The organism is Pseudomonas sp. TH10, from assembly GCF_016651255.1.
Taxonomy (GTDB): Bacteria; Pseudomonadota; Gammaproteobacteria; order Pseudomonadales; family Pseudomonadaceae; genus Aquipseudomonas.
The window spans coordinates 1-26739 of record NZ_JAEKEG010000066.1 but is presented as its reverse complement, the minus strand read 5'-3'; the positions used below and the strand labels follow the sequence as shown (position 1 = coordinate 26739).

The following is a 26739-nucleotide window of genomic DNA, read 5'->3' as shown; positions in this document are numbered from 1 at the left end:
CCTTCGTTCACATCATTCATGGGGTTGCGTTCGGTTCGCCAAACACGCAACGGGCGACCCGTCAAACAGGCTGTGGCGGTTACAGGTGCAGGGGCGCCAGAGGTGCATGCCCCAACACCAGATCGGCACCCTTGTCGCCAATTACCACGGCCGTAGCATTGGTGTTGCCGCAGATCAGGTTGGGCATGACCGACGCATCGATCACTCGCAAGCCTTGTAACCCGCGCACTCGCAGATCCGGGGTGCAGACGGCCATCGTGTCGTCGGCATGGCCCATGCGGCAGGTGCCCACGGGGTGATAGCCGGTGGCAAGCGAAGGTGCCATCCAGTCCAGCCATTGTTCGTCAGTCAGCACCTGCGGGCCGGGCCGTACTTCGGCGTCGACCATTGCGGTCAGTGCCGGCTGCCTCGCCATGTCCCGCAACCAGCGCAGTGACCAGATCAGCGCACGGCGGTCACGCTCGTCGTGCAGGTAGTTCATGGTAATCGCCGGGTGCTGATCCATCTCGCGACTTTTGAGGCGTATATGGCCCCGTGAGAACGGCCGCACCTGATAAGGCGCCAGGGTCATGCCTTCGAAACTGTCCGGCTGCGGGGCCTTTGGTTGTCGGGGTCGGAGGCGGTCTGACCCGTCACCGGCAGGCCGAAGACCTGAATATCGTTGTAGGACAGCTCGGGATCGCTCTTGAGGTAGCAGCCGAATTCCGCAGGCGGGCTGATCATCGGCCCGCTGCGGGTCGTCAGGTAGCGTACGACCGAACTCACCAGACCCAACCCGCGGAACTTGCTGTTCATCCCGCGCACGCCCGGTTTCAGTCGCCAGGACATCGGCGCGCACACGTGGTCCTGCAGGTTCTCGCCCACGCCGGGCAGGTCCGCCACCACCGGGATACCCAGCGCCTGCAACTGCGAGGCCGGGCCGACGCCCGAGATCATCAGCAACTGGGGCGACTGGATGGCCCCGGCGCATACCAGCACCTCGCGCTGGGCCTTGGCGATATGGCGACTGCCATCGGGCAAGCTGTATTCCACGCCACTGGCGCGAAGGCCTTCAAACACAATCCGCTGCACCATCGCACGCATGATCAGTTTCAGGTTTGGACGGCGCAGGGCCGGTTCGATGGCATTGCTGGCAATCGACGAGCGCTGGCCGTTACGGTAGTTGACCTGAAAGACGCCCACGCCCTTGGCCTGGCCGTCGTTGAAATCGTCGACACGCTCCAGGCCCGCCTGCGCGGCGGCGTCGATCATCGCGTGGGTCACCGGGTGCACCACCGGCAGATCGGTCGCCGGAAGCGGACCGCCCTGGCCATGCAAGGCATTGCGAATGCGCTGCTGATCTTCGGTGCGCACAAAGTGCGGCAGCAGCTCCGGCCAGCTCCAGCCCGTGGCGCCAGCTGTGACCCAATCGGTGTAATCCTGCTCGTGCCCCCGGATGTAGATCATCCCGTTGATCGAGGACGAACCGCCGACGAGCTTGCCTCTGGGCATCATCATCCTGCGTCCGCCGGCGAACTTTTCCGGCTCGGTCTTGTGCATCCAGGAAAACTTCGGGTTGTACGTCATTGCTCCCCAGCCTGCTGGCATCCGGACAAACAGATTTTGTGGCTGCCACCCGCTTCCAGCACCAGCACCCGATAGCGGCCGTCTTCGCTCAGACGCCCCGCCAGTGTGCCGCCCGCAGAACCCGAACCCACCACGATGTAGTCAAAGGTGTCCGTTAACATTGCTCTCCCTCGCCATCCGTTAAAAAATACACCCATACCCCTAATCGGGTCGGTTCCAGGCCAAGAGCGCCGATGCCTGTGCCGCAACGACTGAACGCAGGGCCCGTCGCAAGCCAAAAACATCGACCTTCGCTGGTCGACGATCAGCCAGTGGCAGCGGTCGCGTTCTTCGTTGTAGACCCGCACATGGGCCACACCACGACGGGCCGTGACCCGCCAGTCGATGGCCCTGGGGTCATCGCCCGGCACGTATTCGCGCAGTTCTTCGAAATCCAGACTTCGGCCCCGCACGCCCGCGCGGTGTTGTCCGGCCAGTTGGCTCTGGCTCGGCACGCGCTGCGCCAACCCCGGAAACTGGCGAAGCCGATGCTCCAGCGCCACCAGCTCGGGCAGGCTGGCGTACACACCGGCTGATCCGTGCGCCTGAGTACTGTCCACTTGGAGAAGACCCCGCCGCGCCCTGGCCCCGGGCCGCCACCATGAAGTTAAAAAGCTCGCCATCATGGTGCGGCGATCGCGCCGGCAATCACGGACAGCATGTGATCTACCGTCACCCCACCGGCCAACGCCTCGTAACTGGGAATGATCCGATGCCGCAAACAGTCCGCCAGCACGGCTCGCACATCGTCCAGCGTGACGTAGTCACGACCGGCCAGCCAGGCGTGTGCCCGCGCACAGCGCTCAAGGGCGAGCGTGCCGCGAGGGCTCGCCCCGCCCTGGATCCAGCGCACCAGGTTGTCACCCAGCCCGTGGGGTTTGCGAGTGGCACAGACGATATTGAGGATGTAACGCTCGATGGCCGGCGAGACAAAGACCTGCTGGACCTCATCGCGCGCCGCCATCACACAGGCCACAGACACCGATTCCATCTCCGGCACAGTCGCGGCGAAACCCTTGCCCGACTCACGCCGCACCGTGCGCAGGATGTCGATCTCGGTGTCCTCATCCACGTAGTCGATGAGCACCTTCATCACAAACCGGTCCATCTGCGCTTCCGGCAGCGCGTAGGTGCCTTCCTGTTCAATCGGGTTCTGCGTGGCCAACACCATGAACAGCTCGGGCAGCCGATGGGTGTTGCCGCCGACGGTGACCTGACGCTCCTCCATGGCTTCGAGCAAGGCTGACTGCACCTTGGCCGGGGCGCGGTTGATTTCGTCGGCCAGCACCAGCTCGCTGAAGATCGGCCCCGGATCAAACCGGAACGCCCCGGCAGAGCCGGATTGCAGGTAAACATCCGAACCGGTGATGTCCGAGGGCAGCAAGTCCGGGGTGAACTGAATCCCTGACAGCCCCGCATTGAGGTGCGCGGCCAGGGCCTTCACCGCCCGGGTATTGGCCAGACCAGGCACACCTTCCAGCAGCAGGTGCCCATCGGCCAGCAGTGCGATCAGCATCCGATCAATGACGGCGGCCTGCCCCAGCACCGCCTGTTGCAGGCGCTGGCGCAACTGACAGAACGCCTCGTGGCCGCTGCTCAGCACCGACGCTTCGGTCATTGATTCGGCCCGATAAGCGAGCCACCCTTCTGCCGTGGCGGGAATTGCTGCAGCGTCTGGTAATGCGCGCCGAGCAGGTCATAGATCTGGCCGCCCCACGCAATGCCCATGCGCATGGCCATATCATCTGACTTTTGCCCGCCATGGCGTTCGTACGGGTCCATCCGCAGGTTGACCACCTGAGTGCTGGGGCGCAGGTAGTCAAAGAAGCCTTCGCGGGTTTTCAGGTGTGATTTCCAGGGTCCGATACGCACCGCCGTCAGTTCCCGCTCGTTGTAATAAATCATCGAGTTGCGCGCCGACGGGGCATGGCCCAGCCAGTGTTCAAGGTTGTTCACGCCATCGATGTAGACCTCGTTCGACTCACGCAATTTGGCGGCCACATCCGGCACGCCGGCAGCGGCAGCCAGGGTGGTGAACATGTCTTCGTGGGTCTGGATGCCATTGGATTCTGAGCCGGCCTTGATCTTCCCGGGCCAGCGAATCAGCATCGGCACCCGGACCCCGCCTTCCCAGGTCGTCGCTTTCTCGCCACGGAAGGGCGTGGTTCCACCGTCCGGCCACCAGGACGTTTGCGCGCCGTTGTCGGTGGTGTAGACGACGATAGTGTTGTCGGCGACTTTCAGATCGTCGAGCAGCTTGAGCAGCTCGCCGACGTCCTTGTCATGCTCCATCAGCCCGCTGCCGTAGACATCGAACTCGGACGAATACTGGTTGGCCAGCTTGCGTGATTCAGGCTTGAGCCGCGTATAGATATGCATCCGGCTCGGGTTGAACCAGACGAAGAACGGCTCGTCGGCCTTGACCGCACGGTTGATGAAGTCCTTGGAACGCGCCATGAATTCGGCGTCGATGGTTTCCATGCGCTTGGCCGTGAGCGGCCCCGAGTCTTCGATTTTTTGCTTGCCGACCTGACCAAAACGCTCGTCGACGGTTTCATCGTTTTCCTTCGACGCCAGGGTGTCGAGCACGCCACGGGGGCGATAACGCTTGTTGAAACCTGGGTCCTTGGACCACATGTCGAGTTCGGGTTCATCCTCGGCGTTCAGGTGATAAAGGTTGCCGAAGAACTCATCAAAACCATGCACGGTGGGCAGGTTACTGTTGCGATCCCCCAGGTGGTTCTTGCCGAACTGGCCGGTGCGATAACCTCGGGGCTTGAGCACCTCGGCCAGGGTCGGGTCCCGTGCATCAAGGCCAATGGGCGAGCCCGGCATCCCGACCGTGGTCAGGCCGGTGCGGATCGGCATCTGCCCGGTAATGAACGCCGCACGGCCAGCGGTGCAGCTCGGCTGGCCGTAGTGGTCGGTGAACAGCATGCCTTCCTTGCCGATCCGGTCGATGTTCGGGGTCGGCACCATCATGCCGTGGCTGTAGATACCGACATTGGAGTAGCCAATGTCGTCACCCATGATGACTAGAATGTTGGGTGGTTTCTCTTCGGCAAATGCCGGTACCACCAGAGTCGCGGCAAACACCGCTGCCAGCCCCCTGGCGAGCAGGCGGGCCCATGTGGTTGATCCGTGAGTCGGGGTGCAATCCACTGTGCCTTACTCCTGGTTTGTTCTTGTAACCCGAGCCTGTGTTGAAGCTCGGGGCTTTTTATTCACTGGGTCATGCCGCTTCAAATCATTGGCACGTGCCCGCGGTTACGCACGGATCATCTTGCGCAGCCGTGCATAGAGCTTGTCGGAGTGCGGCGGCACGAGGCCCAGCGCCTGACGCGGATCCCACCAGCCGGCGCGATACTGGGTGCGTGGGTGGGAGAACTCCAGGAATCCTTCGCGCCCGTGATAAGCCCCCATGCCGGAGTGACCCATTCCACCGAACGGCGCGTCATGGGCCGCTACGTGCATCAGCACGTCATTGATCGACACGCTCCCGGAACGCGTACGATCAAGGACCCGACGCTCTTCGTTTTTATCCCGGCCGAAATAGTAGAGCGCCAGCGGGATTGGCCCATGATTGATGCGTTCGATGACCTTATCGAGGTCGGTGTAGGTTTCGATCTGCAAAATCGGTCCGAAGATTTCGTCCTGGGCGATGCGGTTGTCCGCCGGCGGTGAAATCACCAGTTGAAGCGCACGCCGGCGTCCACTGTTGGACGCGTCCGGGGAGCAACTGACAACTCGGCCACCACTGTCCTTCTCTGGCAGGTAGCCATCGAGGCGTTGCTCGTGGGCGTCATTGATAATTGCCGTCAGCGCCGTCTCTGTGCTGTTGGCGGGATAGAGGCGCACGTACGCTGCGCAACAGGCGCTGACGAACGCTTCCAACTGCGGCTCGTGCACGTAGACCGTGTCCGGGGTCACGCACACCTGCCCCCGTTCATGGTCTTGCCGGTGATGATCCGTTGCGCGCTCAGCGCGAGGTCGGCAGTACGGCCGATGATGGCCGGCAACTTGCCGCCCAGTTCGAGGGTCACGGGCACCAGATGCTCGGCGACGGCACGCATCACCGCACGGCCGGTGCCCGAGCTGCCCGTCACTACCAGATGATCGAACGGCAGGCTGCTGAACGCCCGGGACACCTCAACACTGCCCGTGATGACTTGAATCTCATACGGCGAGAAAAACTCGGCAATGGCACTTTCCAGCAAGGCGCTGGTGCGCGGGGCAAACTCGGAAGGCTTGAGCATCGCGCAGTTCCCGGCGGCCAGCACCGAGGCCAGGGGCGCGAGCGTGGTGAACAGCGGCACGTTCCAGGCCCCAAGAATGCCGACCACGCCCTTGGGCGTGTGCTCGACCTCCACCCGGGCGCCGAACAGGTTGAACGGCAGCACGCTTGAGCGACGGTCCTTTTTCATCCAGCGCCGCACGTTGCTGCGCGCGTACTTGAGCGAGCCCTGGGTGCTGAGGATGTCGTTCATCAGCGACACGCAAGGCGGCCGGCCGCCGAAGTCCTGATCCAGGGCCTCGCAGATCGGATCGGCGTGTTTGTCGAGCAATTGCATCAGGCGCGTCAGTCGATCCATACGCGTTGCCGCGCTCACCGCCCCGCCTTGCCCATGAGCCAATTGCATTGCGCGGAGTACATCGCCCATGGGCTGGGGGAAGTGGGTCAGATCATTCATGCGGGTCATGCCTCATAAAACAGTAGGTGAGCCAGACAGCAGCACAGGACGCCCAAAGCGTCGTCCTGTGCCTGTGCGCAAACAACGTCCGAAGAGACTAGGTTTTGTCCGGGCTCGATCTGGCAGCGTCGGGAAGGGGTTCGTTCAACGGCTGGAAAGCCCCATTTCGGGCCATTCGCCAGCGACATAAGTCTGGCAATTGCCCCAGCCCGTGGCGCCGGTGGCGCTGTCGGAGACTTCGATCATGCAGTCGCGAAATTGATTTAGCACCGCCACCGTCGAGGGCAGCGAGCAGTCGGTAAAATATTCGCCGCTGACATGCAGCTCACCACGGTGCTGACCGTGATTCTGCCCATCGAGGCGGTGATACAAGCCGCCGCCCAGGTGAAACCCGGTATCCCCCAGCGGTACGGCCTTCAACATCCTCGAGGTGCCATTGCTCATCTGTAGCTGGACTCGCCCCCCAGCAGCCGACGGTTGCTCGGATCGAAGCGCAGCATCGGCTTGATCATGGCCACCGCTTCGCGCCGGCCATCGGCGTACTCAAAATGCCCCTGCACACGTTTTTCCTCGAAACCCGGCACGGCGTACTGCAAGTAGTACTGGTGGAAGGCATAGGTGCTGCCATGCGGATTCTGGAAGTACAGCGGGTTCCAGACCGCCAGGATGCGCATGTGTTCAGAGTCCACCGGCTCGGGCGGCAGGTCGGTCAATGGCAGCCCCACCACCGGACGGATGCCCCAGGAGTGGTCGCGTGTCATGATCCAGGTGTCGGGGTGATTTCGGTGCGAACACCGCCCACTTCCACCCAGCCCCGGGCAATGCCGGTCTGGTGATAACGGATCTAATCGGCCGTGCGCCGGAAGCCGGTAATGCCACGACGATCCTCGCGGTCTTCCACGAAGCACGGCACGATCCCTTCCAGCTCCACCTCAAAGGCGATCGGTTGCGCCTCGTTCGCGGCCAGCGACACGCGTACCCGCTTCAAGGGTTCGAGCACCTCGTAGCTCATCGGGCTGACATCCACATCATCGGGCGACACGGACAACGCCCGGCTGGCGCACACGCTCCATTGCTCCACGCCCCGGGAAATCCCGCCATAACCATCGACCACGTTACGGTTGACGTACTTGCCGAAGCCAAAGCCTATCCACGGACGTTGTCCCGACGGTACGTCGGTCAAGGTCGAACTTGAAGGCGGGCAAATTACCTACAAACAAGGCGAAGGCTACAACCATCCTGTCTGGGGCCATGGCAGCTACCACGGGGCGTTGGCGGTGCACCACGAAACACTCGACGTACAACGCGCCGACCCCAACGACATGGCGCAGGTCCGCCTGCATACCCACTGTACTGCGCGCGTGGGTCTCGGTAACCAGGCGGTGCGCCCAGGCCTGGCCATGCTTGAGCAAATGATTGTTGGCGCGCACCAACCCTCGGGGTTTGAAGGGATGGACGACCTGGCTCGCTGAAAGGACGCACGACCCTCAGAACACCGCAAATCCCCTGTAGGAGCGAGCTTGCTCACGATGAACTCACCAGCACCGCGTTTATCCAGCCAGCACGCGTTATCGTTGACGATCTTCGCGAGCAAGCTCGCTCCTATAGGGTGGTAGGTACGCGATGCAGGATCTGCCGCCAGGCTGCGATCGAGTGCGAAGCGCTCGCCATTGAGGTGACTCAAGACACCTGAATGATCGCATCACGGCAATCAGCGCCTACGAAGCACGCCAAACCGGCGCACGTTTGCCCGCAAACGCGGTGATCCCTTCCAGGATGTCGGCGCTGTGACGCATGGTTTCCAGCGCCGGATAAGCCCCTGTGTCCTGCCCCTTGATGGCGTCTTCCAGGGTCGAAAATTCTCGCTGTTGCACGCATTGCTTGGTCGCACGCAATGCCAGTGGGGCGGCTTTGAGCAGTTTATCGACCCAGCGCGCAACCGCCTGGTCGAGGTCGGCCGCCGGAACCACTTCGTTGACCAGTCCCCAATCCAGCGCCTTGGCAGCATTGATCGTGTCGCAAGCCAGCAGCAGTTGCATGGCGCGCTGATGACCTATCTGGCGAGGCAGGCGGTGCACGCCGCCGGCGTAGGCAATCACCCCGATCAGCGGCTCAGGCAAGCCGAAGACGGCTTGTTCGGCCGCCACCACGATGTCGGCCGCGAGCGCTATCTCGAACCCGCCGCCCATGGCCAACCCATTAACCGCCGCGATCACCGGTTTGTTGAGGTCGAAGCGGCTGGTCAAGCCACCGTAACCAGTGGCTGGCACTCGATAGGCTTCGCCACCCTCGGCCGCCGCGTTCATCGCCTGGATGTCGCCACCGGCGCAGAAAGCCTTTTCGCCGGCGCCACGAATCACCGCCAGCCACAGCTCCTCATCGGCGGCGAACTGATCGAAGGCCTCGGCCAGGGCAAAGTTGGTTTCGGTGTCAATCGCGTTGTGACGCTCGGGCCGATTGATGGTGATGTACAGGACACGCCCGTCGACACGGGTCAAAACCTTTTGCTGTGACATACCCTCTCCCGCAGGAGTCGCCTTGTCGCAAGGTCGACCCTCTTGTGTGGTGTGAAACTGGAATCGACCAGGGCACTGGATCGCGTCCAGACCGCCCCGAACGCCAAGCCGTGGATCAGACCCCGACGACGCCCGGTTCAGCCTCTTCCAGACGAGCCCGGGCCCAGCGGTAATCAGCCTTGCCGGCCGCCGAACGGCTGACCTGCTCGACCAGCAGCAGCGTTTTGGGCACCTTGTAGCCCGCCAGGTACTCCCGGCAGAACGCCTTGAGTTCTGCATCGGATACTTCAGTGCCCGGGCGCAGGCTGACCACCGCCGAGACGCGCTGACCCCAACGTTCATCTGCGATCCCGACCACCAGCGCATCCTCGACCGCCGGATGCTTGTGCAGCACTTCCTCAACCTCTTCGGGGAAGACTTTCTCTCCGCCGGTATTGATGCACTGCGAACCCCGTCCGAGAACCACAATGCTGCCGTCGGCCTCGACCCGCGCCATGTCGCCGGTGTTGGCACAACGCTCGCCGTTGATCACAAAGAAGGTCTCGGCGCTTTTCTTCGGATCGCCGAAGTAACCTGCCGGTACATGCCCGACACGCACCATCACCCCTTCTTCACCGGGGCCGACAAAACGACTGCGGTCTTCGGCCATGACCTTCAAGTCAGGACGTGGCGCCAACTTGATGAAGCCCGCCCCGCTTTGAGGCCTGCTGCCGCTGCCCAGCACGCCGCCTTCGGATGAGCCGATGCTGTCGGCGACTTTGCCGTTGGGGATAAACGCCTGTAATCCGTCCTGAAGGTGCGAGGAAAAAAGCCCGCCACCGGAGCCGAAATGCATGATTTTCGAGAGATCCCAGCGCCCGGGGTGAGCCTGCAACGCCTGCAACATCGGCATGGCCATGGCATCGCCGACGATGGAAATGATGTTGGCCTGCTCGCGCTCGGCAAGGTCCCAGATCACCTCGGCTTCGAAATCGAGCTCGGGCCGCATCAACACGGTCTGGCCGCTGAACAGCGAGGCCAGGCTGGCCCACAAGGCCGACCCGTGCATCAGTGGGGCGACCGCCAGATAGCGCAGCGCATAGCCGTTACGAACCACGTCGACAATCTCTTGCGGGGTCTTGATCGGGCCTTCCTTGCGGTAATAACCGCCACCGCCCAGGGCACCGAAGAACAGCGCGCGATGGGGCCACATCACGCCTTTGGGCATGCCGGTGGTGCCGCCCGTGTACAGCAACGACAGGTCATCGTCGCTACGGACCGGCACCTCATACACCGGCGAGGACGCCGCCAGGGCCGCTTCATAGGCCTCGCCCGATGAGAGGCGGACTTTGATCCCGGGAAAATCCGAAATGATGGAGTCGACAATCGGGTCGAGTTCGGCGGCACACAGCAGAGCCTTCAGCTCCGCGTTTTCGTAGATGTAGCGCAGTTCGTGGGCCACATAACGGAAGTTGATATTGACGGGCAGCGCCCGCAGTTTGCACGCCGCCAGGAAACCTTCGAGGTAAGGCGAGCCGTTGTACAGTTGCAGACCCACGGTATCGCCGGGGCCAATGCCCTGCTGCTGCAGTATCGCGGCAAGACGGTTGGCACGCTCATCGAGCTGGGCATAGGTCACTTTAATGTCGCCGCAAATCACGGCAAGACGATCCGGAACGGTGGCGGCCACCCGTTCAAACAAATCGGCCAGGCTGTAGGTAGGTTGCATTGCACACTCCATTGACTCTGTCGACACAAGCCACCCGATGGCGGTCTTGTTCAGTACTCGGTTTTGCCCGGGCAGCGGCCCCGTGAACCCGTCACCGGGGGCCGACCCATTGCATCAGGCGTTAAACGCCAGCCGTTTCAAGACCCAGCTCAAGCAGCAGGGCCGCGTTATCAGCCCCCAGGGATGGCGCCGGGCGACGGTCATCGAGGCGGTAGCCGCTCATGCGGATCGGGAATGCGTATTCCATGTGCTTGCCGGCCAGAGGGTGGTCGACTTCACGGACCACGGCACGGGCAATCGTGTTCGGGTGGCTGATCACTTCATCGATGCGCAACACCGGTGTGAGGCAGCAGTCGACGCCCTCGAATACCTGCACCCAGTGTTCGAGGCTTTGCGAGCGCAGGATCCCGGCGACTATGTTGCGGGCCTGAACCCCTTCCTCACCGATGAGGTGACCGCGTGCGATCAGGTCTTTACGCTGGATCGTTGAACAGAACGCCTGCCAGAATTTGATTTCGATTGCGCCCAGCGCCAGGTGCCGGCCATCGGCGGTCTCGTAGACGCCGTAGCAGGCCATGCCGCCGGACAGGTAGTCGCCGCCGCGCGGGACCGCACCGCCGGTGTTCTGCACCGAGGCCGTGGCGCAAATGTTGTGCGCCATCAGGCAGTCGGTCATCGAGATATCGACATGGGTGCCCTTGCCCGTGCGCTGTACGCCGAGCAACGCCGCCAGAATGCCCATAGACGCCGACAGGGTGCCGCCGGCCAGATCGCCGACCGGGAAATTACCCGGAGCCGGAGCGCCCTTCGCGCTACCGGTCTGCTCCAGGACGCCGGCCAGGCATTCATAATTGATGTCATGCCCGGCCGCTTGCGACAGAGGGCCGTCCTGACCGAAACCGCTGATCGAGCAAAACACCAGCCGTGGGTTGATCGCCGACAGCTGCGGATAACCTACGCCCAGACGCTCCATGACGCCCGGACGAAAGCCCTCCACCACCACATCGGCGGTCGCGACCAGCTTGTGCATGATATCCAGCCCCTCGGGCGACCGAAGGTCCAGCGCCAGCGAGCGCTTGCTGCGATTGAGCATCAGGAACATGTTCGAAAACTGTTCCCCGGCCAGGCCTCGGGTTGGATCGCCACCCTTGGGCGGCTCGATCTTGATCACCTCGGCCCCCAGATCAGCCAGGTGTTGCGTGCACAGGGGACCGGGCAACAGTTGGGTCAAATCCAGCACGCGTACGCCGGACAGCGGTTTCTCTTGAGACATGTTTATCCCTTCTTGTTATCAGGCTCTACAGGACCCGTACCAGCGCCCGGTGATGCTGCGTTCAAAGCAGCGAATTCGTGCAGGAACAAGCTCGCTCCTGCACAGGGTTCGTGCCGTTTAAAAACCTCGTTCGCCGGGCCGATCACTCATCAGTCAAAGTCGGCAGGCGTTTGCAGCGCCTCTGCGTACTCGCGCTGCATTCGCTGGATCAGCTGCGCGACGCTTGGAATGTCGTTGATGCTGCCGATCCCCTGACCGGCAGACCAGATGTCTTTCCAGGCCTTGGGTTTGACTTCAAGGCTGGAGAACAGGTCGTCCTTGCCGCCGGTCTGCTGCCCCACCAGGCTGGCCGGATCAATCCCGGCTGCGACCACACTGTTGTTTAAATAATTGGCCCAGATGCCACTGAAGACGGGCGTGTAGAGGATGTCCTCGGCGCTGTCGCGCACGATCATCGCCTTGTGCGCCTCATCGGCGGCTGACTCTTGTGTGGCAATGAAACGCGTCCCCATGTAACCCAGGTCAGCGCCCATCACTTGAGCGGCACGCAGACTGCGGCCGCTGGAGAGTGCCCCCGCCAGAATCAGCGGTCCATCCCAGAACGCCCGCACTTCGGCGACCAGTGCAAACGGCGACAAGTTGCCGCCGTGCCCACCGGCCCCCGCACACACCAGAATCAGACCATCGACGCCACTGGCTACCGCCTTGCGCGCATGGGCCACGCTGACGACATCGTGCAAGACCAGCCCACCGTAGGCGTGCACGCGCTCGACCACCGCGTCCGGACGACCGACCGAAGTGATGACGATGGGCACACGGTGACGCACCACACACTTAAGATCGGCCTCATGCCGTGGGTTGGAACGGTGCAGGATCAGGTTGACGCCAAACGGCGCCGCACGCTGATCCGGGTGGGTGGCGTTCCAGTCGTCCAGATCAGCGGTGATCCACGTCAACCAGTCGTCCAGTGCCACCTCCGGGCGTGCATTGAGGGTGGGGAAAGTACCCACCACCCCGGCCTTGCATTGCGCCAGAACCAGTTCCGGTCCGCTGGCGAGAAACATCGGCGAGCAGATCAGTGGCAAGCGCAACTGCCCCCGGAGCAACTCAGGAACTGCCATGTTGAATGTCCTTCAGTGTCGAACCGGGCCGAGAGGCATACACCAGGGCCCACCAGGCGATCAGCGGGGTGACCAGCGCCCCCAGGACGCCCGTAAACACCACCTTGGTGCCCACGTATTCATTGAGCGTAACCACCATCGGCCCCTGCCACGACCACAGCAGCAGGAACGGCAGCGCGATCACCATGCCCAGCAGCCCGACCAGCATCCCCGCAGCCAACTGGAGCGCGAATACAACCGCGCCGCCATGCTGCGTGCAGGTTCCAGTGCGCCAACCTGCCCCTTGCGCACTTGCCGGATCACCAGCGGGCTGACGACCAGGCAGGTGATCAGGGGCAACACAAAGGCAGTGATCAGAAAATCGCCGACCAGCCCCGGCTCGCCCCGGAACGCCAATTCCGGGGCCCCCAAATTAAGCCACCAGGCAATCGCGCCATTGATCAGCCCCGTGCACAGCCCCGGCACCAGACCCTGATCAACGATCAGAAAGCGCCTCAGAGAACCTTTCACAACGCCACTTGCAACGCAGGCGCGAGGATGCGGTTGGGGCCGTAGAAGGTCTTGCCCTGCGCTGCCATGTCGCGCAGCAGTTGGGGCACGGCGAAGCGCTCCTTGTCCCACGTCTGGGCCAGGCGATCACACTCGGCGACCACTTGGGCAATGCCGACGGTGTCCATCATCGCGAACGGCCCGCCGAGGTAAATCGGGAAGCCCACGCCGAAGCAGCCGCCGATGTCGCCATCAGCCGGATCAGTCAACACACCCTCGGCCATGCAACGCGCGGCATCGACCAGTTGCGCGTAGATCAGCCGCTTCTGGACTTCGCCCACGTCAGGCTGACGAGCCTTGGGCAACAGCGGCCAGATCGAACTCAAGCCCGGCCACAGGCGCTTGCTGCCGTCAGCGGCGTAGTCGTAGAAACCCTTGCCGTTCTTGCGGCCGTGGCGGCCGTGATCGACCACCAGCGTGGTGATGATTTCAACCGAGGAGCCCGCCTTGTGCTCCGGCCCCAGATCCGCCTGCGCCTGAACCGCACCCTTGTAGGCCAGATCCAGCCCGACTTCGTCGGACACACTCAGGGTGCCGACCGGGTAACCGCTCATCTTGGCCGCGTTCTCGATCAGGGCCGGCTCGATGCCTTCCTTGACCATGGTCACCCCTTCGTTGATGAAGGCACCGATAAAGCGGCTGGTGAAGAAACCACGGCTGTCATTGACCAGAATCGGCGTCTTGCGCAACTGCCCGACAAAATCCAGGGCATGGGCCAGCGCGGTGTCGCTGGTTTGTTTACCGCGAATCACTTCCACCAGCGGCATGCGCTCGACCGGCGAGAAGAAGTGCAGCCCCACCATGTTCTGCGGCCGCTGTGTGCTCTGGGCCAGACCGGTAATCGGCAGCGCCGAGGTATTGGAGGCCAGTACTGCGTCGGCCGGCATCATCGCCTCGGCCTGGGCAAAAACCTCGGCCTTGACGCCACGATCCTCGAACACCGCCTCGACCACCAGGCTGACGTCCTTGAGCTGGGCGTAGTCGGTTGTCGGGTGGATCCGCGCGAGAATGGCTTCCATCTTTTCAGGGGTGGAACGGCCACGCTCGATGTCTCTGCGCAAACGGGTTTCGCTGTACGCCTTGCCCTTGTCCGCAGCGGCTTGATCACGGTCGATCAGCACCACTTCGATGCCGCTCTGTGCCGCGCCGAAGGCCACCCCGGCGCCCATCAGGCCGGCGCCCAATACGCCAATTTTCACGTGCTTGCGGGTTTCAATCCCGGCCGGACGGCGAACCAGTTTATCTGCCTGGGTCTTGTTGATGAACACGGTGCGAACCATGTTGCCGGCCACTGGATCGAGATTGAGTTTGACGAAATACTTGCACTCCACTCGCAGCGCCTTGTCGATCGGCAGCTGCATGCCTTCATACAGGCATGAAGTGATTGCCAGCGGGGCCGGCAGGTTGTGGAAGGTGCTCGCCTGCAAGGCCGCGGCCGTGCCCATGAACAACTGGGCCAGATCCGGCTGCTGGGGGCTGCTGCCGCCCGGGACGCGGAAACCCTTGCGATCCCAGGGCTGCAACGCTTCGGGCGCAGCCAACAACCAGTTTTTGGCTTCAGCGAGCAACTGCTCGGCCGGCACCACGGCGTGAATCCAGCCGGCTTGCAGCGCCGCTTCGGCCTTGAGCTGGCTGCCTTGCAACAACAGCGGCAAGGTCTTGGCCACACCCAGCAGACGCAACGTGCGCTGAGTCCCGCCCGCGCCCGGCAACAGGCCGACACCGACTTCCGGCAGACCGACCACCATACTGCGCACGTCCGCTACGATCCGCTGGTGACAGGCCAGGGCGATCTCGAAACCGCCTCCCAGTGCAGGCCCATTAAGCGCCGCCACGATGGGTTTGCCCGCTGTCTCCATCCAGCGCAGAAGGCTGGAAAACCCCCAGCACTGGTCGAACAGGGTCTTGGCGTCCTGCTTCGTGGTCAGCGTGGCTTCGAGGCTCTTGAGGTCGGCACCGGCAACAAAGGAAGCCTTGGCCGAGGTCAGGATGATGCCGGTCACCGCTTGATCGGCGATGGCACGCTCCAGCGCGGCCCGGAAACTGTCGATGAAGTTCTGATCCATCACGTTGGTCGTGGAGTCAGGCTGGTCGATGGTCAGGGTGCAAATGCCCTCTGCATCAACTGCGTACTTGAAGTAATCAATCATGTTCGATGTTCCCTGTCTCAGACGCGCTCGATGATGGTGGCAGAGGCCATGCCGGCCGCTTCGCATAGGCAAACCAGCCCGGTCGCGATGTCCTGGCGTTCCATTTCGTCCAACAGGGTGCCGAGAATCATCCCGCCCGTGGCACCCAGCGGGTGACCCATGGCAATGGCGCCGCCGTTGACGTTGATGCGCTCATGAGGCACATCCAGCTCCTGCATGAACGCCAGCACCACCGAGGAAAACGCTTCGTTCAACTCCCACAAACCGATATCGGAGGCCGTCATGCCGGCCTTCTTCAGCGCCAGACGAGCGGCCGCAGCCGGAGCGTCGAGCATCATGGTCGGCTCCGGAACCGATGGTCACGGCGCTGCGAATTACGGCGCGAGGCTTGAGGCTCAGGCGCTCACCGATCTCCCGGGTGCCTACCAGCACCGCCGAGGCACCGTCGACGATGCCCGAACTGTTGCCCGCGTGATGGATGTGCTCGACCCGCTCCAGATGCGGATAACGTTGCAGCGCGATTGAATCGAAACCGGCCTTGGCGCCCATTTCGGCGAACGAAGCTTTCAGGCCCAACAGGGCATCCAGCGTGGTGCCGGGGCGAATGAACTCATCGTGATCCAGGACCGGCAGCCCAAGGATGTCCTTGACTGCCACGACCGAACGGGCAAAGCGCCCCTCGGCCCAGGCACGGGCCGCACGCTTCTGGCTTTCCACCGCGTAGGCGTCGCACTGCTCACGGGTGAAGCCGTACTGGGTGGCCAGCAGGTCGGCACTAATGCCCTGCATGATGAAGTAAGTCTTGAAGGCCACCTGCGGATCCGTGGCCCAGGCACCTCCATCGGCGCCCATGGGAATGCGCGACATACTCTCCACGCCGCCACCGATCACCAGGTCGGCCATCCCGCCACGCACCTTGGCCGCAGCGAAGTTCACCGCCTCCAGGCCGGAGCCGCAGTAACGATTGATCTGCACGCCCGGCACGGTTTGCGCGTAGTCCGCGTGCAACGCCGCAATGCGGGCGATATTGCCGCCCTGCTCGCCCACAGGCACCACGCAGCCCAGGATCACATCCTCGACCAACGACGTATCGAGCTGGTTGCGCTCACGGAGCGCCTGCAGCATTTGAGACGCGAGCTGCACCGGTGTGATCTCGTGCAATGCACCGTCGGGCTTGCCTTTCCCACGCGGCGTTCGCACGTGGTCATAGATGTAAGCTTCAGTCATCGAATCAGTCTCCTGCGACGCTCCGCTCAAGGCGGCAATGCGTTCAATAACGCCAGAAGCCCGACAATCCCACATCGTCCACCCGGACTATCGAACCCGGCCTGTCACATACGTCATGTTTTTTGGCTTGAGAGCCCGGCGTACGAAGCCCCGCGAACCCTGGTCGCAGCCTGCGTCAGCACCTGCCGGTGTGTTGGCAGACCCTCCAAACGCAAGGCGGCCACGCTCCTGTGTGGAGCGTGGCCGTCTGTCTATCGTTAAAGCGGGCCTAAGATAGCAGTTGGTTGAACGGCACGCCCTTGTCGGTACGAGGTTCCGGCGGCAGGCCAAGCACTCGCTCGCCGACGCTGTTTTTCACGATCTCGTCGGTGCCGCCTGCGATGCGCATCCCCGCAGCGCCAAACCACAGCGATTCGATCAGACGCCAGTCATCGCCATGTTCCTGTGCCGCCAGCACACCGCGCTCGGCCTGGAGGTCGATGGCCAGGTGAGGCAAAATCCTGCAAGGTACGGGCGCCGACGTAATTTTCGAGATCGACAGCTCCGGGCCAGGCTCACGGCCCTTGCCCAGCGCGGTCAATCCCCGCGCCTGGAGCAACCACAAGCCATGGGCGTTCATGTAGAGCTCGGCCAGGCGCTCACGCATGCGGCCGTCGGCCATGGCACTGCCCCCATTGAGTGGCGCAACACGCATCATCTCGGCGGCGGTACGCCACAGGTCCGGCGGCATCACCCCGCCAATGGCCAGACGCTCATTCATCAGCGCCGTGAGGGTCACTTTCCAGCCCGCACCTTCTGCGCCAACCCGCTGGCTGTCGGGAACGAAGACGTCATTGAAGAAAACTTCGTTGAACTCGGACTCACCACTGGCCTGACGAATCGGACAGACTTCGATACCCGGCGTGTCCATGGCCACAAAGAAGCTGGTCATGCCTTCGAACTTCGGCACGTTCGGATTGGTGCGGGTCAGCACCATGCCGAACTGGGAAAACTGGCCGTAGGTCGTCCAGACTTTTTGCCCGTTCAGGATCCAGCCATCGCGACCGTCCGTGCAACGTTCGGCGCGGGTGCGCAGCATGCCCAAATCAGAACCGGCGCCCGGTTCGGACAGCAACTGGCACCACAACTCTTCACCGTGCAGCGCCGGGCCCACATGCCGGGCCCGCACTTCATCGCTGGCATGCACAAACAGCGACGGGATGACCATGCCAATGCTCACCGCGAACATATTGGGCGGTACTTCAAAGTGGCCCTCTTCTTCGCGGTAAATCACTTCCTGCATCGGCGTGCCGCCACGGCCACCGAAGGCCTCGGGCCAGGTGATTGCGCCATAACCGGCAGCTGCCTTGCGGCCCTGCCATTCGCGCGAGGCTGCCACCAGTTGCTCTGGGCTCTGGCCTTGGCCGAATGTTTGATCCGCTCTCGCCTTGCGCTTGGCATTGAGTTCCAGCCAGGCACGGCACTCGGCGCGGAAGGTTGCCTCTTCGGGGGAATCGTTGAAGTCCATCGGGAATATCCTCTTGTTCAGGCGCTGAGCCGAGCTTCGAGCTCACGCACCAGGCGCTCACTCCACTCGTGGCGGCTACCCAGCAACACGGCCAGTTGACGGGCGCGGCGGTAGTACAGATGGCAATCCATTTCCCACGTGTAGCCCATGCCACCGTGAGTCTGGATATTTTCCTGGGCGGCGTAGCTGAAGGCATCCGTGGCGGCAATACGGGCCGCGCTTGCGGCCGCGGCCAGCTCCGGAGCGTTGCTCGACAGCGCCCAGGCACCGTAATAACAATGGGCGCGGGCCATTTCGTTGCGGGTGTAGATGTCTGCCAACTTGTGCTTGATACCCTGGTACGAACCGATTGCGCGACCAAAGGCCTTGCGTTCACGGGCGTAGCACGCGCCCATGGCCAGTGCGCTGTCCGCCCCGCCCAGTTGCTCGAAGGCCAACAGAATCGCCGCCCGGTCGCGAACCTGGGTCAGCACGCTGTGCGGATCGGCATCCAGCCCTTCGGCCGGCGTCGCGTTGAAGCGCAACTCGGCAAAGCTGCGCGTGGGATCAATACTCTCCAGACGACGTCGCGTCACGCCCTGGCTCAGATCAGCCAGCACCAGCAGCTGGCGCCCCTCAGCCGTCTCGGCCAGCACCACGGCCATGTGAGCCGCCTCACCGTCGACCACCAGCGGGGCAACGCCGTGCAGCACCTTGCCATCGAACTTCGGCACAACCGCCGCCCGACCCAGCGCGCTGCTCAGCGGCGCAGCCAGGGTTGCAATCTGGCCTTCAGCGATACGCGGCAACCACACCTGCTGCTGGGCAGCATTGGCGGCCAACAGGATCGCCTGCACCGCCAGATACAGTGTCGAAACCGTAGGCACCGGCGCCAGTTGGCGGCCGATTTCTTCGGCCACCACGCACAGTTCCAGTGCACCCAGGCCGTGGCCACCGCAGCTTAGCGGCAACATCAGCGTCGTTACACCCATCTCGCCGAGCCCTCGCCATACCTTGGCGCTATGGCTGAGCCCTTTGTCCATCACGTTGCGCGCTTCGCTCAACGGCGATTCGTTGACGAGGAACTTTCGCACCTCATCGCGCAGCAGCTTCTGGTCATCCGAAAAATCGAAGTTCATTGCATTGACCCTTCAGTACTCAAACCCTGTAGTTATGCGCATGAGACGGCAATCGCTGGCGTCTCATCCATGAGCGTTCATTCCAAACCTGCCCGTTCTCGACCGTCGCAGGCGGCGTTTTACATACGATCAGTCGTGACCGAACCATGCCGGCGTTCCCCTGGCGATCCGGCGGACGAAGATCCGGGCTCTGCCCCCCGTCAGTTCAACCGAGAGTCCGAACGGCGAGCCCTGCGAGCACTTGTCCTCATGCTCAAACGAGCCCTTGGCTCAAACCTGTGCTCACCCTAGAGCGCCAGCGCTTCAACCGACATCGTCCGTCGGGACTATAAAGTCAGGGCGCCGCACCTGAGTTTTCTGGTCTGAACGGACGATGAGACAGCGAGCCTGAAAGAGCACGATCCTCTCAGTTAAAAATTCGCCTCCCGACCATTGGAAGGAAACAGGCAATGACCGCTGGTATCAGTACCCCTCATCGCGTCACAACGCACACGCATTATGCGTTGGCGATGCTGGCAATCATTTACGTGTTCAACTACATCGACCGTTTGGTGATCTCGATCCTGATCGAGCCTATCAAGCATGAGTTCGGTGTTTCAGATACCCAGATCGGCTTGCTGTCCGGCGTGGCCTTCGCGATTTTTACACCCTCTTCGGTTTCGCGTTCGCTCGCCTGGCGGATCGTATCGGGCGCAAACCGGTGGTGGCCCTGGCCTGCATCGCCTGGAGCGTGATGACCATCCTGTGCGGCTTTGCCACCAGCTTTGCCATGCTGCTGCTGTTTCGCATCGGCGTGGCCGTGGGTGAAGCCGGCGGCACGGCGCCCTCGGTGGCGATGGTTTCAGACCTGTACCCGGCCGAGCGTCGCTCCACCGCGCTGGCCGTGTTCATGATGGGCCCCAGCCTGGGCGCGGTCCTCGGCCTGGGCCTGGGTGGATGGATTGCCATGGAATATGGCTGGCGCATGGCCTTTATCGTCATTGGCGCTCCCGGTGTATTGCTCGGCCTGCTGCTGGCATTCACCGTCCGTATCCCGGCGGCAGCAGTCGCCCCCAAAACCAGCGGCCCGCCGGAAAGCATGCACAAGACCTTCAGGTCCTTGCTGGGCACGCCTTCCTTCCTGCTGATCATTGGTGCAGGCACCGTGGCTGCGGTTTGCGGTTATGCCATCGGCACCTGGAACCCAAGCTTACTGATCCGCTCCCACGGCCTGACCATGCAGCAGGCCGGGATTCTGGTCGGTATTGGCGGTGGGCTGATGTCGACCGTGGGTACCCTCGTGTGCGGCACCCTCGTTGACCGTCCTGGTCAAACGTGACCCGGGCTGGCAAATGGGAGCGGCACTGATTGCCACGGCCCTCAGCATTCCCTGTGCGCTGGCTTATTTCCTCTGGCCGGCGGGCATTGCCTTCCATCTAGGCAACCTGCCGATTCCGCAAGCCTTCCTTGTTCTACCTGGCTCTTTCAGCTGCTCTCGGCACCTGGTGGGCCGTGCCCTGCTTCGGCGCGATCAGCCACCTGTTCCCGGCACACCGTCTGGCTCAGGCAACGGCCATTTTCGTGATGGCCATGACCTTGCTCGGGGTAGGTCTTGGTCCACTGATCGTGGGTATCCTCAGCGACTTTTAACCGTGATGCTCGGCACTGAAGCGTTGCGTTACGCACTGGCAGCCACCGCCACTCTGTTGAGCCTGGCCTGCGTGTGCATGGCCCTGGCCATTCCACGGTATCGACGCCAGTTGATGCCTTCGGCGCCGGTGATGAGCAGCTCGGTTGTCACTGCTTAAGGAGCGAGCCTACCGCCGATTGCTCGAAACGCCCGATGCTTTGCATTGGGCGTATTTCGTTGCAGTGACTGATCTGTGATAACAGTTGCCTGAACGATGAGTATTCTTCAGCATCACCTCTCTATGCACTTATTCCCGACACGGCCAATAAAGTCGGCCTCGCGCTGTACGTCCCCCCTGGACTCAGCCATGGAGCACGTCCCAAAGACAAGCAAAAATTAACGCGTGGTTCAGAGCAAGCAATGTATTCCCCCACCCCACGAACAAGCCAAAGTTCAGGGAAATAAAGACCCATCGGGCCACTTTAGTTTTGCTCAGCCATTGTTATGCCGACAGTCAGTTTCGCCAGCACATAGCACGAAAACAATCTCAAAAATAGAACGTATCGAACCTTAGGCGTAGGATGCGTCGCGCCTTGTAGTAGCATGAACCAACGTAGTGAGATCTGGCTGTCTGCCCCCTCTCTCCGCCAGCAGCATCAAGGAAGGTGCAGAGCACGTAGCGTCGCTAGCGCAGACTCTGGGTGTCCGTGAGAGCGCTGTAACAGCAAGAACAAAAAGGCCCCGCCGTTACCCGGCGGGGCCTTTCCTTTACTGGATTTGAAGCGCGTATCAGCGCCCCAGTGCCCTCGCCGCATCCGCGGTGTACATGTCAGGCGTGAACTTGCCTTCGTTCAGGATCGGGCCTTTCTTCGCTTCGTTGGTCATCCCGTAGCCGGTGTACTGGCCAGAGTTGAGGTCCATAAAGAACTGCGAACCTGCCTGCCAGGCGCTCATGTCCGGGTGGTAGTAGTAGTTGACCATCGCGTGTTTCCACAGCGCACCACGGGTGTCGTAGTTATCTGCGACCACGGTGTTCCAGGTGTCTTCGTCGACAAACAGCACGCGTTTGCCATAGACGTGACGGTAGCCTTCTTTCAGGTCAGCTTCGACCACCCACACGCGACGCAGCTCGTAGCGCATGAACTCCGGATTCGGGTGATTGGGGGTCAGAAGGTCAGCGTATTTGATGTCGCCCGAGTTGGCTTTGAAGGCGTTGGCCGGGACGTAGATTTCCCGTTTGCCGAGCAGTTTCCAGGTGAAGCGTTCAGGCGAACCGTTGAACAAACGGTCTTCGTCGACGGTCATGGTGCCGTTGGTGCCGAGCATCGGCTGGTCATAGCCGAAGCCTGGCAACTGGCGCACGCGGCGAGTCGAAGGGCTGTAGGTCCAGGCCTGACGTGGGTTGGTGAGGAAGTTGTAGGGTTCCTGGGCGATGTTGATCACACCGTTGTCACGCGCCGGCTTCAGGGTGGTGTTCCAGCTCATGGCCTGGAGGCCATCTTTGGTTTTTGGCTCTACCGTTGGCGAGTTGGCCGGGGACAAACCACGGCCATGGGCCCGGCCCCAACCGATGCTGCCGTTAGGCAGGATCGAAGCGAGGTCGCTGATCTTTTCCTCGGTGTAGGCACGGGCCGGCAGTTGATGGTTCCACAGCACTTCCATGCCGTTTTTCGGAATTGGGAAAGGCACCTGCCCAAGCCCTTCGACACCCATCCCGTCATCCTGCAACTTGGCGCTCAGGGCATTTTTCATCACCCGATCACACACATAGTCCGGATAACGGAAATCCCGATGGCCTGGGTAAATGTTCATCTTGTAGGTGGTCGGGTACTTCTTCAGCAGCGCCTTCTGGCCTTCGGTCAGGTGCGCCTCGTACTGGCTCATGTTCTGCGCGGTGATCACCAGGATCGGCTTCTCCGCCGCATAGGGATCAACTGGCTGGTCCCCGGAAAATTTCACATGGTTCCAGCCCGGTACTTCGCCCAGGTACTTGCCGGTGTAGGGTGGAATCGTGCCCTCGGCGTTGCCGGCTTGCTCGGCGCCGACACAGGTCAGCTCCTTGCCCAGCTTCGCCGCTTCCTGAGGTGACACTGCGGCGTGCGCATAAACCATCAGCCCGCTATTGGCTGTGACTGCGACCGCGAGCATGAGACCGGTTCTTGTTATTTTCATGTAATGCCTCCTACGCTGATAAGGCTGTGTGAGATGGACCCATTGTTCGTGTTCTGGCGGCCCCGACATCGTCCGGAAAGACTAAAGTGCAATCAGACGCCCAACTTTTCTTGCAGCTGTGCCTTGAGCACCTTGCCAGTGGCATTGCGTGGCAAGGGTTCAAGTACCCGATAGACCTGGGCCGGCACTTTGTAGGCGGCCAGGCGCTCGGCAATGAATGCGCAGACTTGTGCCTCCTGGGGTAGCGTCGAAGCCTGGCCGTGGACGGCCAACCCCACCGTCTCCCCCAGCAGCGGGTCGGCAATGGCGAATGCCGCCGCTTCGAGGACCCCGGGCAAATCGAGGACACACGTCTCGATCTCCGCGGCAGAAATTTTCTCGCCACCACGGTTGATCAAATCCTTCACCCGGCCGGTGATGTAGAGAAACCCCTCCTCATCGAGGTAACCGATATCGCCGGTGTCGAGCCAACCGTCGTGCAGACTTTGCGCAGTGGCTTCGGGCAGGTTCCAGTAGGCGCTCATCAAGGTTGGGGAGCGCAACCAGATCACCCCACGAGTCCCGGCCACCTGAGGCTGGCCAGGGCTTTCGCCGATATGAATATCGACTATCGGCAGCGGCCAGCCAGCGGTCTGCGGCTTGTACACGAACGGATCACCACCGATGGCAGCGCCGATCCCGTTGCTTTCGGTCAGGCCGTACCCGGCACCGCCAATCACGTCAGGCTTGAGCTTGAGCATGTTGTCCAGCACCCCGGCGGACGAAGCTGCACCTCCCAGTCCAAGACCGAAGAGGCTGGCGGTGTGCTCGCCGCCAAAACGTGGCGAGGCAAGCAGTTGCTGCATCATCACCGGTGCCCCGTTGAACTGAGTGCAACGCTCATCGCGAATGAGGTCGATGGCTTGTTCGACATCCCACTTGTACATCAGCATCAAGCGCCGGCCACCGCGCAGTGCCGACAGGAACTGCGCATGCAAGCCGCTGACATGGAACAGCGGTACTGCCGCCAATGTGGTGGGGGCAAAGCCACTGTTGATCACCACGCCGACACGCTCGGGTGAGCTCATGGCGCAAAACGCACCCTGGAAATCCAGGGCATACAGCGCCTGGCAGATTGCCCGGTGACTGGACACGGCGCCCTTGGCGCGGCTGGTGGTGCCCGAGGTGTAGAGGATCAGTGCCGGCGCGTCAGGATCGATTTCCAGCGTGGGTGCCGGCAATATCGGGGCGTTGATCAAGTCTTCGAATCGCAGGCAGTACTCGGGAAAGGCAGTTTCCTGCGCCCCGACGACTATCGTGCCTCGCTGCTCACGGGCCAAATCTTCATGCAGGGTATTTAATCGTGCTTCATCACACACCAGCAGGCGCGAATCGCTGTCTTGCAGCGCGTACTGCAGTTCGTCGCGCAGCCCCCAACTGTTGAGCGGCACACACACCGCACCACAGCGCACGATCGCGGCGAACGCCACGAGCCACGCTGGCTGGTTACGCATTGCGATGGCCACGCGCTCGCCGGGCTGCAGTCCGAAACGAGCCACCATTTGCCCGGCCAGTCGATCGACCTGATCGAAGAACTGGTTGAAGGTCAGGCGTTGCGATTGCCAGACCAGGAATTCACGGTCACCGTGGACCCGACCGGCGTCGAACACCTGCGTCAAATCGCGCGCGGCGTGCCGGAAGTAACGTGGAGCGCCGTCATCGGACGTCACCACCTCAAACGGCGCACCGGGGGCGATCAGTTGTCGCCACGCGGTTTGCCAGCGTTCAATGCTCATTTGTGTATCTCCAGAACAACCGAGAGACCTGTGGCAGCGGGCTTGCCCGCGAAGAGGCCGGCACATTCAACATCTGCATCGCCTGACACTCCGTCATCGCGGGCAAGCCCGCTCCCACAAGGTGGTGAGTCGTACTCACGAGTTGGGTACACCAGGGATCCCTGTGGGAGCGAGCCTGCTCGCGAAGGGGTCGGCAGATTCAACATGCCCATGGCCTGACACTCCGTCTTCGCGGGCAAGCCCGCTCCCACACGGGTTCAGGCGTGGGCGCAATAGCGTTCGCAATGGAAATCCCGATCCCCCAGGCAGCTCTGCGCCACGCGAACGCGCTTGAGGTACAGGCCGACATCGAGCTCGTCGGTAACGCCTATGCCGCCGTGCATCTGCACGGCCTCATTGGCGACCTTGAGCGCGGTGTCGCCGGCTTTCCATTTCGCCAGGCTGACCAGTCGAGCACGTGCCCGAGCGTCATGACCGGCGTCATCCAGGGTCGCCAAGGCGGCCATCAGGGCGCTGCGACTCAGCGCAAGATCGACGTACATCTTCGCGGCGCGGTGTTTGCAGCGACTGAAAGGTGCCAATCGGCGTATCGAACTGCACCCGGGTCTTGAGGTACTCCAGGGTGGTTTCGAACAGTTGCTCGGCCATCCCCAACAGCTCCGCCGCGAGGCAGGTGCGGCCGCGATCCAGTGCGGTTTCAAGCACGGCCCAACCTTCATCCAGGTTGCCCAGCAAGGCATCGCTGCCCACGCGCACCTCGTCCAGTCGCAGGCGGGCGCTGTTGCGCGAATCGATCAATCCCAAAGCGCTGACGGTCACCCCCGGCTATCGGCCGGCACCAGGAACAGACTGATACCTTGAGTGTCGCCTGGCTGGCCGCTGGTGCGGGCCGCCACTACATAGGCATCGGCGCCCTGCCCGTCGATCACCCAGAATTTGTCGCCGTGCAGGCAATAGCCCTGTCCATCTGCCTTGGCTGCCAGGGCGATGTGGCTCGGGTTGTGGCGAGAACGTTCGTCCACGGCCAGGGCCAGGCGCTGCTCACCACCGATCACCGCTTGCAGCCAACGTGTCTGTTGCGCCGGGTTGCCCGCCAGTAGAACCAATGACCCACCGAGTACCACACTGGATAACAGCGGCGTGGCGGACAGATTGCGCCCTATGGATTCGAAGATTGGACCGAGCCCCTTGCAACCGAAATCCAGACCGCCAAAGTCTTCCGGAAAAGGAATCGCGCTCCAACCCAACTCCACGGCTTCACGCCACAGCTGCGGTTCGAAGCCAAAGCTGCGGCCTCATCGCGCAATCGGCGCTGGGCACTGACCGGACTGCGGGCGGCGAGAAAGTCCCGGGCGCTGTCCGCCAGCAAACGCTGTTCATCGCTATAACGAAGGCTCATGCAGCAACTCCTTTTTTGGCGTCCGGCAAGCCCAGCACGCGCTTGGCGATAACGTTCAACTGGACCTCCGAGGACCCGCCGGAAATGGTCAGCGCATAACTGTTCAACCAGGAGCGGGTCACCGCCAGTTGCTGCTCGCTGAACGCAACACTCGCCCAACCAAAGGCGTGCCCGGCCATGGCATCGAGCAGCACTTCGAACTTGTCGCGCTCCTGCTCGGTGTGCACCAGTTTCATGATCGACATCAGGCCGCCGATGTCGTCGCCGGCCCGCGCCTCCTCACCCATGCGCTGCACAGTCAGGTTGTAGGCCTGTTCAT

21 protein-coding genes and 5 pseudogenes are annotated in these 26739 nt (G+C 62.3%); 2 read left to right on the top strand and 24 right to left on the bottom strand.

All coding sequences use genetic code 11. The features are described from left to right. Window positions 1-79: 79 nt before the first annotated feature. The 10 genes and pseudogenes from JFT80_RS24120 to JFT80_RS10585 form a co-directional block, all read right to left on the bottom strand. On the bottom strand, window positions 80-571 hold the full coding sequence (locus JFT80_RS24120; protein ID WP_242482880.1) for a GMC oxidoreductase: 492 nt from the start codon (window positions 569-571) through the stop codon (window positions 80-82). Then, the gene (locus JFT80_RS10620; RefSeq protein ID WP_274610183.1) at window positions 568-1566 is read right to left on the bottom strand and encodes a GMC family oxidoreductase; all 999 of its coding nucleotides are present in this window, start codon (window positions 1564-1566) and stop codon (window positions 568-570) included. Before JFT80_RS10620 ends, JFT80_RS24120 begins: the two co-directional genes overlap by 4 nt. After that, window positions 1563-1727 carry a GMC family oxidoreductase N-terminal domain-containing protein gene (locus tag JFT80_RS24825; RefSeq protein ID WP_274610182.1) on the bottom strand — a complete coding sequence of 55 codons (165 nt, stop codon included), beginning with the start codon at window positions 1725-1727 and terminating at the stop codon, window positions 1563-1565. The genes JFT80_RS10620 and JFT80_RS24825 overlap by 4 nt, the downstream gene beginning before the upstream one ends. A 177-nt stretch (window positions 1728-1904) precedes the next feature. Continuing rightward, window positions 1905-2228, bottom strand: a pseudogene (locus JFT80_RS25455) (DUF58 domain-containing protein); the annotation flags it as partial. Then, a complete protein-coding gene (locus JFT80_RS10610) occupies window positions 2228-3223 on the bottom strand; it encodes a MoxR family ATPase (RefSeq protein WP_201147828.1) in 996 nt (331 codons plus the stop codon). The gene JFT80_RS10610 and the pseudogene JFT80_RS25455, both read right to left, overlap by 1 nt. Next, window positions 3220-4767: an arylsulfatase gene (locus JFT80_RS10605; RefSeq protein WP_201147827.1), complete on the bottom strand. Its 1548-nt coding sequence runs from the start codon at window positions 4765-4767 to the stop codon at window positions 3220-3222. The genes JFT80_RS10610 and JFT80_RS10605 overlap by 4 nt, the downstream gene beginning before the upstream one ends. A 105-nt stretch (window positions 4768-4872) precedes the next feature. After that, window positions 4873-6197 (bottom strand): annotated as a pseudogene (locus tag JFT80_RS10600) (aldehyde dehydrogenase family protein). A 243-nt stretch (window positions 6198-6440) separates the two neighbouring features. Next, entirely contained in the window at window positions 6441-6740 is a 300-nt protein-coding gene (locus tag JFT80_RS10595) for a hypothetical protein (RefSeq protein ID WP_201147826.1), read from the bottom strand. Beyond that, the gene (locus JFT80_RS10590; RefSeq protein WP_201147825.1) at window positions 6737-7057 is read right to left on the bottom strand and encodes a hypothetical protein; all 321 of its coding nucleotides are present in this window, start codon (window positions 7055-7057) and stop codon (window positions 6737-6739) included. Before JFT80_RS10590 ends, JFT80_RS10595 begins: the two co-directional genes overlap by 4 nt. 83 nt (window positions 7058-7140) lie before the next feature. Further along, window positions 7141-7410 carry a hypothetical protein gene (locus JFT80_RS10585; RefSeq protein ID WP_207187765.1) on the bottom strand — a complete coding sequence of 90 codons (270 nt, stop codon included), beginning with the start codon at window positions 7408-7410 and terminating at the stop codon, window positions 7141-7143. 16 nt (window positions 7411-7426) lie between these two features. Here JFT80_RS10585 and JFT80_RS10580 point away from each other — a divergent pair, with 16 nt between their 5' ends. Continuing rightward, window positions 7427-7768: a hypothetical protein gene (locus JFT80_RS10580; RefSeq protein WP_201147823.1), complete on the top strand. Its 342-nt coding sequence runs from the start codon at window positions 7427-7429 to the stop codon at window positions 7766-7768. Between the two features lie 246 nt (window positions 7769-8014). Here the strand turns inward: JFT80_RS10580 and JFT80_RS10575 are convergent, their stop codons facing one another. The 10 genes and pseudogenes from JFT80_RS10575 to JFT80_RS10530 all read right to left on the bottom strand — a co-directional run bounded on the left by JFT80_RS10575 (window position 8015) and on the right by JFT80_RS10530 (window position 19465). Continuing rightward, the gene (locus JFT80_RS10575) at window positions 8015-8812 is read right to left on the bottom strand and encodes an enoyl-CoA hydratase-related protein (protein ID WP_201147822.1); all 798 of its coding nucleotides are present in this window, start codon (window positions 8810-8812) and stop codon (window positions 8015-8017) included. 115 nt (window positions 8813-8927) lie between these two features. Then, window positions 8928-10520 (bottom strand): AMP-binding protein, encoded by a 1593-nt coding sequence (locus JFT80_RS10570; protein ID WP_201147821.1) that lies wholly within the window; start codon window positions 10518-10520, stop codon window positions 8928-8930. A 121-nt stretch (window positions 10521-10641) separates the two neighbouring features. Continuing rightward, window positions 10642-11793 (bottom strand): CaiB/BaiF CoA-transferase family protein, encoded by a 1152-nt coding sequence (locus tag JFT80_RS10565; protein ID WP_201147820.1) that lies wholly within the window; start codon window positions 11791-11793, stop codon window positions 10642-10644. A gap of 149 nt (window positions 11794-11942) precedes the next feature. Next, the gene (locus tag JFT80_RS10560) at window positions 11943-12914 is read right to left on the bottom strand and encodes a nitronate monooxygenase family protein (RefSeq protein WP_201147819.1); all 972 of its coding nucleotides are present in this window, start codon (window positions 12912-12914) and stop codon (window positions 11943-11945) included. Further along, on the bottom strand, window positions 12901-13122 hold the full coding sequence (locus JFT80_RS10555) for a hypothetical protein (RefSeq protein WP_201147818.1): 222 nt from the start codon (window positions 13120-13122) through the stop codon (window positions 12901-12903). The genes JFT80_RS10560 and JFT80_RS10555 overlap by 14 nt, the downstream gene beginning before the upstream one ends. Continuing rightward, a complete protein-coding gene (locus JFT80_RS10550) occupies window positions 13095-13424 on the bottom strand; it encodes a hypothetical protein (protein WP_201147817.1) in 330 nt (109 codons plus the stop codon). The genes JFT80_RS10555 and JFT80_RS10550 overlap by 28 nt, the downstream gene beginning before the upstream one ends. After that, window positions 13421-15613: a 3-hydroxyacyl-CoA dehydrogenase NAD-binding domain-containing protein gene (locus JFT80_RS10545; RefSeq protein ID WP_201147816.1), complete on the bottom strand. Its 2193-nt coding sequence runs from the start codon at window positions 15611-15613 to the stop codon at window positions 13421-13423. The genes JFT80_RS10550 and JFT80_RS10545 overlap by 4 nt, the downstream gene beginning before the upstream one ends. A gap of 17 nt (window positions 15614-15630) precedes the next feature. Further along, window positions 15631-16840: pseudogene (locus tag JFT80_RS10540) on the bottom strand (acetyl-CoA C-acetyltransferase). Window positions 16841-17108: 268 nt separating this feature from the next. Further along, on the bottom strand, window positions 17109-18347 hold the full coding sequence (locus tag JFT80_RS10535; RefSeq protein ID WP_201147815.1) for an acyl-CoA dehydrogenase family protein: 1239 nt from the start codon (window positions 18345-18347) through the stop codon (window positions 17109-17111). Between the two features lie 17 nt (window positions 18348-18364). Continuing rightward, on the bottom strand, window positions 18365-19465 hold the full coding sequence (locus JFT80_RS10530; RefSeq protein ID WP_201147814.1) for an acyl-CoA dehydrogenase family protein: 1101 nt from the start codon (window positions 19463-19465) through the stop codon (window positions 18365-18367). A gap of 461 nt (window positions 19466-19926) precedes the next feature. On the opposite strand from JFT80_RS10530, the pseudogene JFT80_RS10525 reads away from it, so the two are divergent. Further along, window positions 19927-21252, top strand: a pseudogene (locus JFT80_RS10525) (spinster family MFS transporter). Window positions 21253-21863: 611 nt separating this feature from the next. On the opposite strand, the gene JFT80_RS10520 reads toward JFT80_RS10525, so the two are convergent. The 4 genes and pseudogenes from JFT80_RS10520 to JFT80_RS10505 form a co-directional block, all read right to left on the bottom strand. Then, window positions 21864-23246, bottom strand: coding sequence for a DUF1329 domain-containing protein (locus JFT80_RS10520; RefSeq protein WP_201147813.1), 1383 nt, complete (start codon window positions 23244-23246; stop codon window positions 21864-21866). Window positions 23247-23338: 92 nt separating this feature from the next. Next, window positions 23339-25021: a class I adenylate-forming enzyme family protein gene (locus JFT80_RS10515; protein ID WP_122839815.1), complete on the bottom strand. Its 1683-nt coding sequence runs from the start codon at window positions 25019-25021 to the stop codon at window positions 23339-23341. 257 nt (window positions 25022-25278) lie between these two features. Further along, window positions 25279-26420 (bottom strand): annotated as a pseudogene (locus JFT80_RS24820) (acyl-CoA dehydrogenase family protein). Beyond that, window positions 26417-26739, bottom strand: a 323-nt coding sequence (locus JFT80_RS10505) for an acyl-CoA dehydrogenase family protein (RefSeq protein WP_274610181.1), incomplete at its 5' end; no start/stop codon positions are given. The gene JFT80_RS10505 and the pseudogene JFT80_RS24820, both read right to left, overlap by 4 nt.

Bases quoted from the DNA above. Each gene is read 5' to 3' on its own strand.
- JFT80_RS10565 (WP_201147820.1), bottom strand. From the start codon at position 11,793: ATGTCTCAAGAGAAACCGCTGTCCGGCGTACGCGTGCTGGATTTGACC.
- JFT80_RS10595 (WP_201147826.1), bottom strand. From the start codon at position 6,740: ATGAGCAATGGCACCTCGAGGATGTTGAAGGCCGTACCGCTGGGGGAT.
- JFT80_RS10520 (WP_201147813.1), bottom strand. From the start codon at position 23,246: ATGAAAATAACAAGAACCGGTCTCATGCTCGCGGTCGCAGTCACAGCC.
- JFT80_RS10570 (WP_201147821.1), bottom strand. From the start codon at position 10,520: ATGCAACCTACCTACAGCCTGGCCGATTTGTTTGAACGGGTGGCCGCC.
- JFT80_RS10590 (WP_201147825.1), bottom strand. From the start codon at position 7,057: ATGACACGCGACCACTCCTGGGGCATCCGTCCGGTGGTGGGGCTGCCA.
- JFT80_RS10610 (WP_201147828.1), bottom strand. From the start codon at position 3,223: ATGACCGAAGCGTCGGTGCTGAGCAGCGGCCACGAGGCGTTCTGTCAG.
- JFT80_RS10560 (WP_201147819.1), bottom strand. From the start codon at position 12,914: ATGGCAGTTCCTGAGTTGCTCCGGGGGCAGTTGCGCTTGCCACTGATC.
- JFT80_RS10515 (WP_122839815.1), bottom strand. From the start codon at position 25,021: ATGAGCATTGAACGCTGGCAAACCGCGTGGCGACAACTGATCGCCCCC.
- JFT80_RS10575 (WP_201147822.1), bottom strand. From the start codon at position 8,812: ATGTCACAGCAAAAGGTTTTGACCCGTGTCGACGGGCGTGTCCTGTAC.
- JFT80_RS24825 (WP_274610182.1), bottom strand. From the start codon at position 1,727: ATGTTAACGGACACCTTTGACTACATCGTGGTGGGTTCGGGTTCTGCG.
- JFT80_RS10530 (WP_201147814.1), bottom strand. From the start codon at position 19,465: ATGAACTTCGATTTTTCGGATGACCAGAAGCTGCTGCGCGATGAGGTG.
- JFT80_RS10545 (WP_201147816.1), bottom strand. From the start codon at position 15,613: ATGATTGATTACTTCAAGTACGCAGTTGATGCAGAGGGCATTTGCACC.
- JFT80_RS10555 (WP_201147818.1), bottom strand. From the start codon at position 13,122: ATGCTGGTCGGGCTGCTGGGCATGGTGATCGCGCTGCCGTTCCTGCTG.
- JFT80_RS10535 (WP_201147815.1), bottom strand. From the start codon at position 18,347: ATGGACTTCAACGATTCCCCCGAAGAGGCAACCTTCCGCGCCGAGTGC.
- JFT80_RS10620 (WP_274610183.1), bottom strand. From the start codon at position 1,566: ATGACGTACAACCCGAAGTTTTCCTGGATGCACAAGACCGAGCCGGAA.
- JFT80_RS24120 (WP_242482880.1), bottom strand. From the start codon at position 571: ATGACCCTGGCGCCTTATCAGGTGCGGCCGTTCTCACGGGGCCATATA.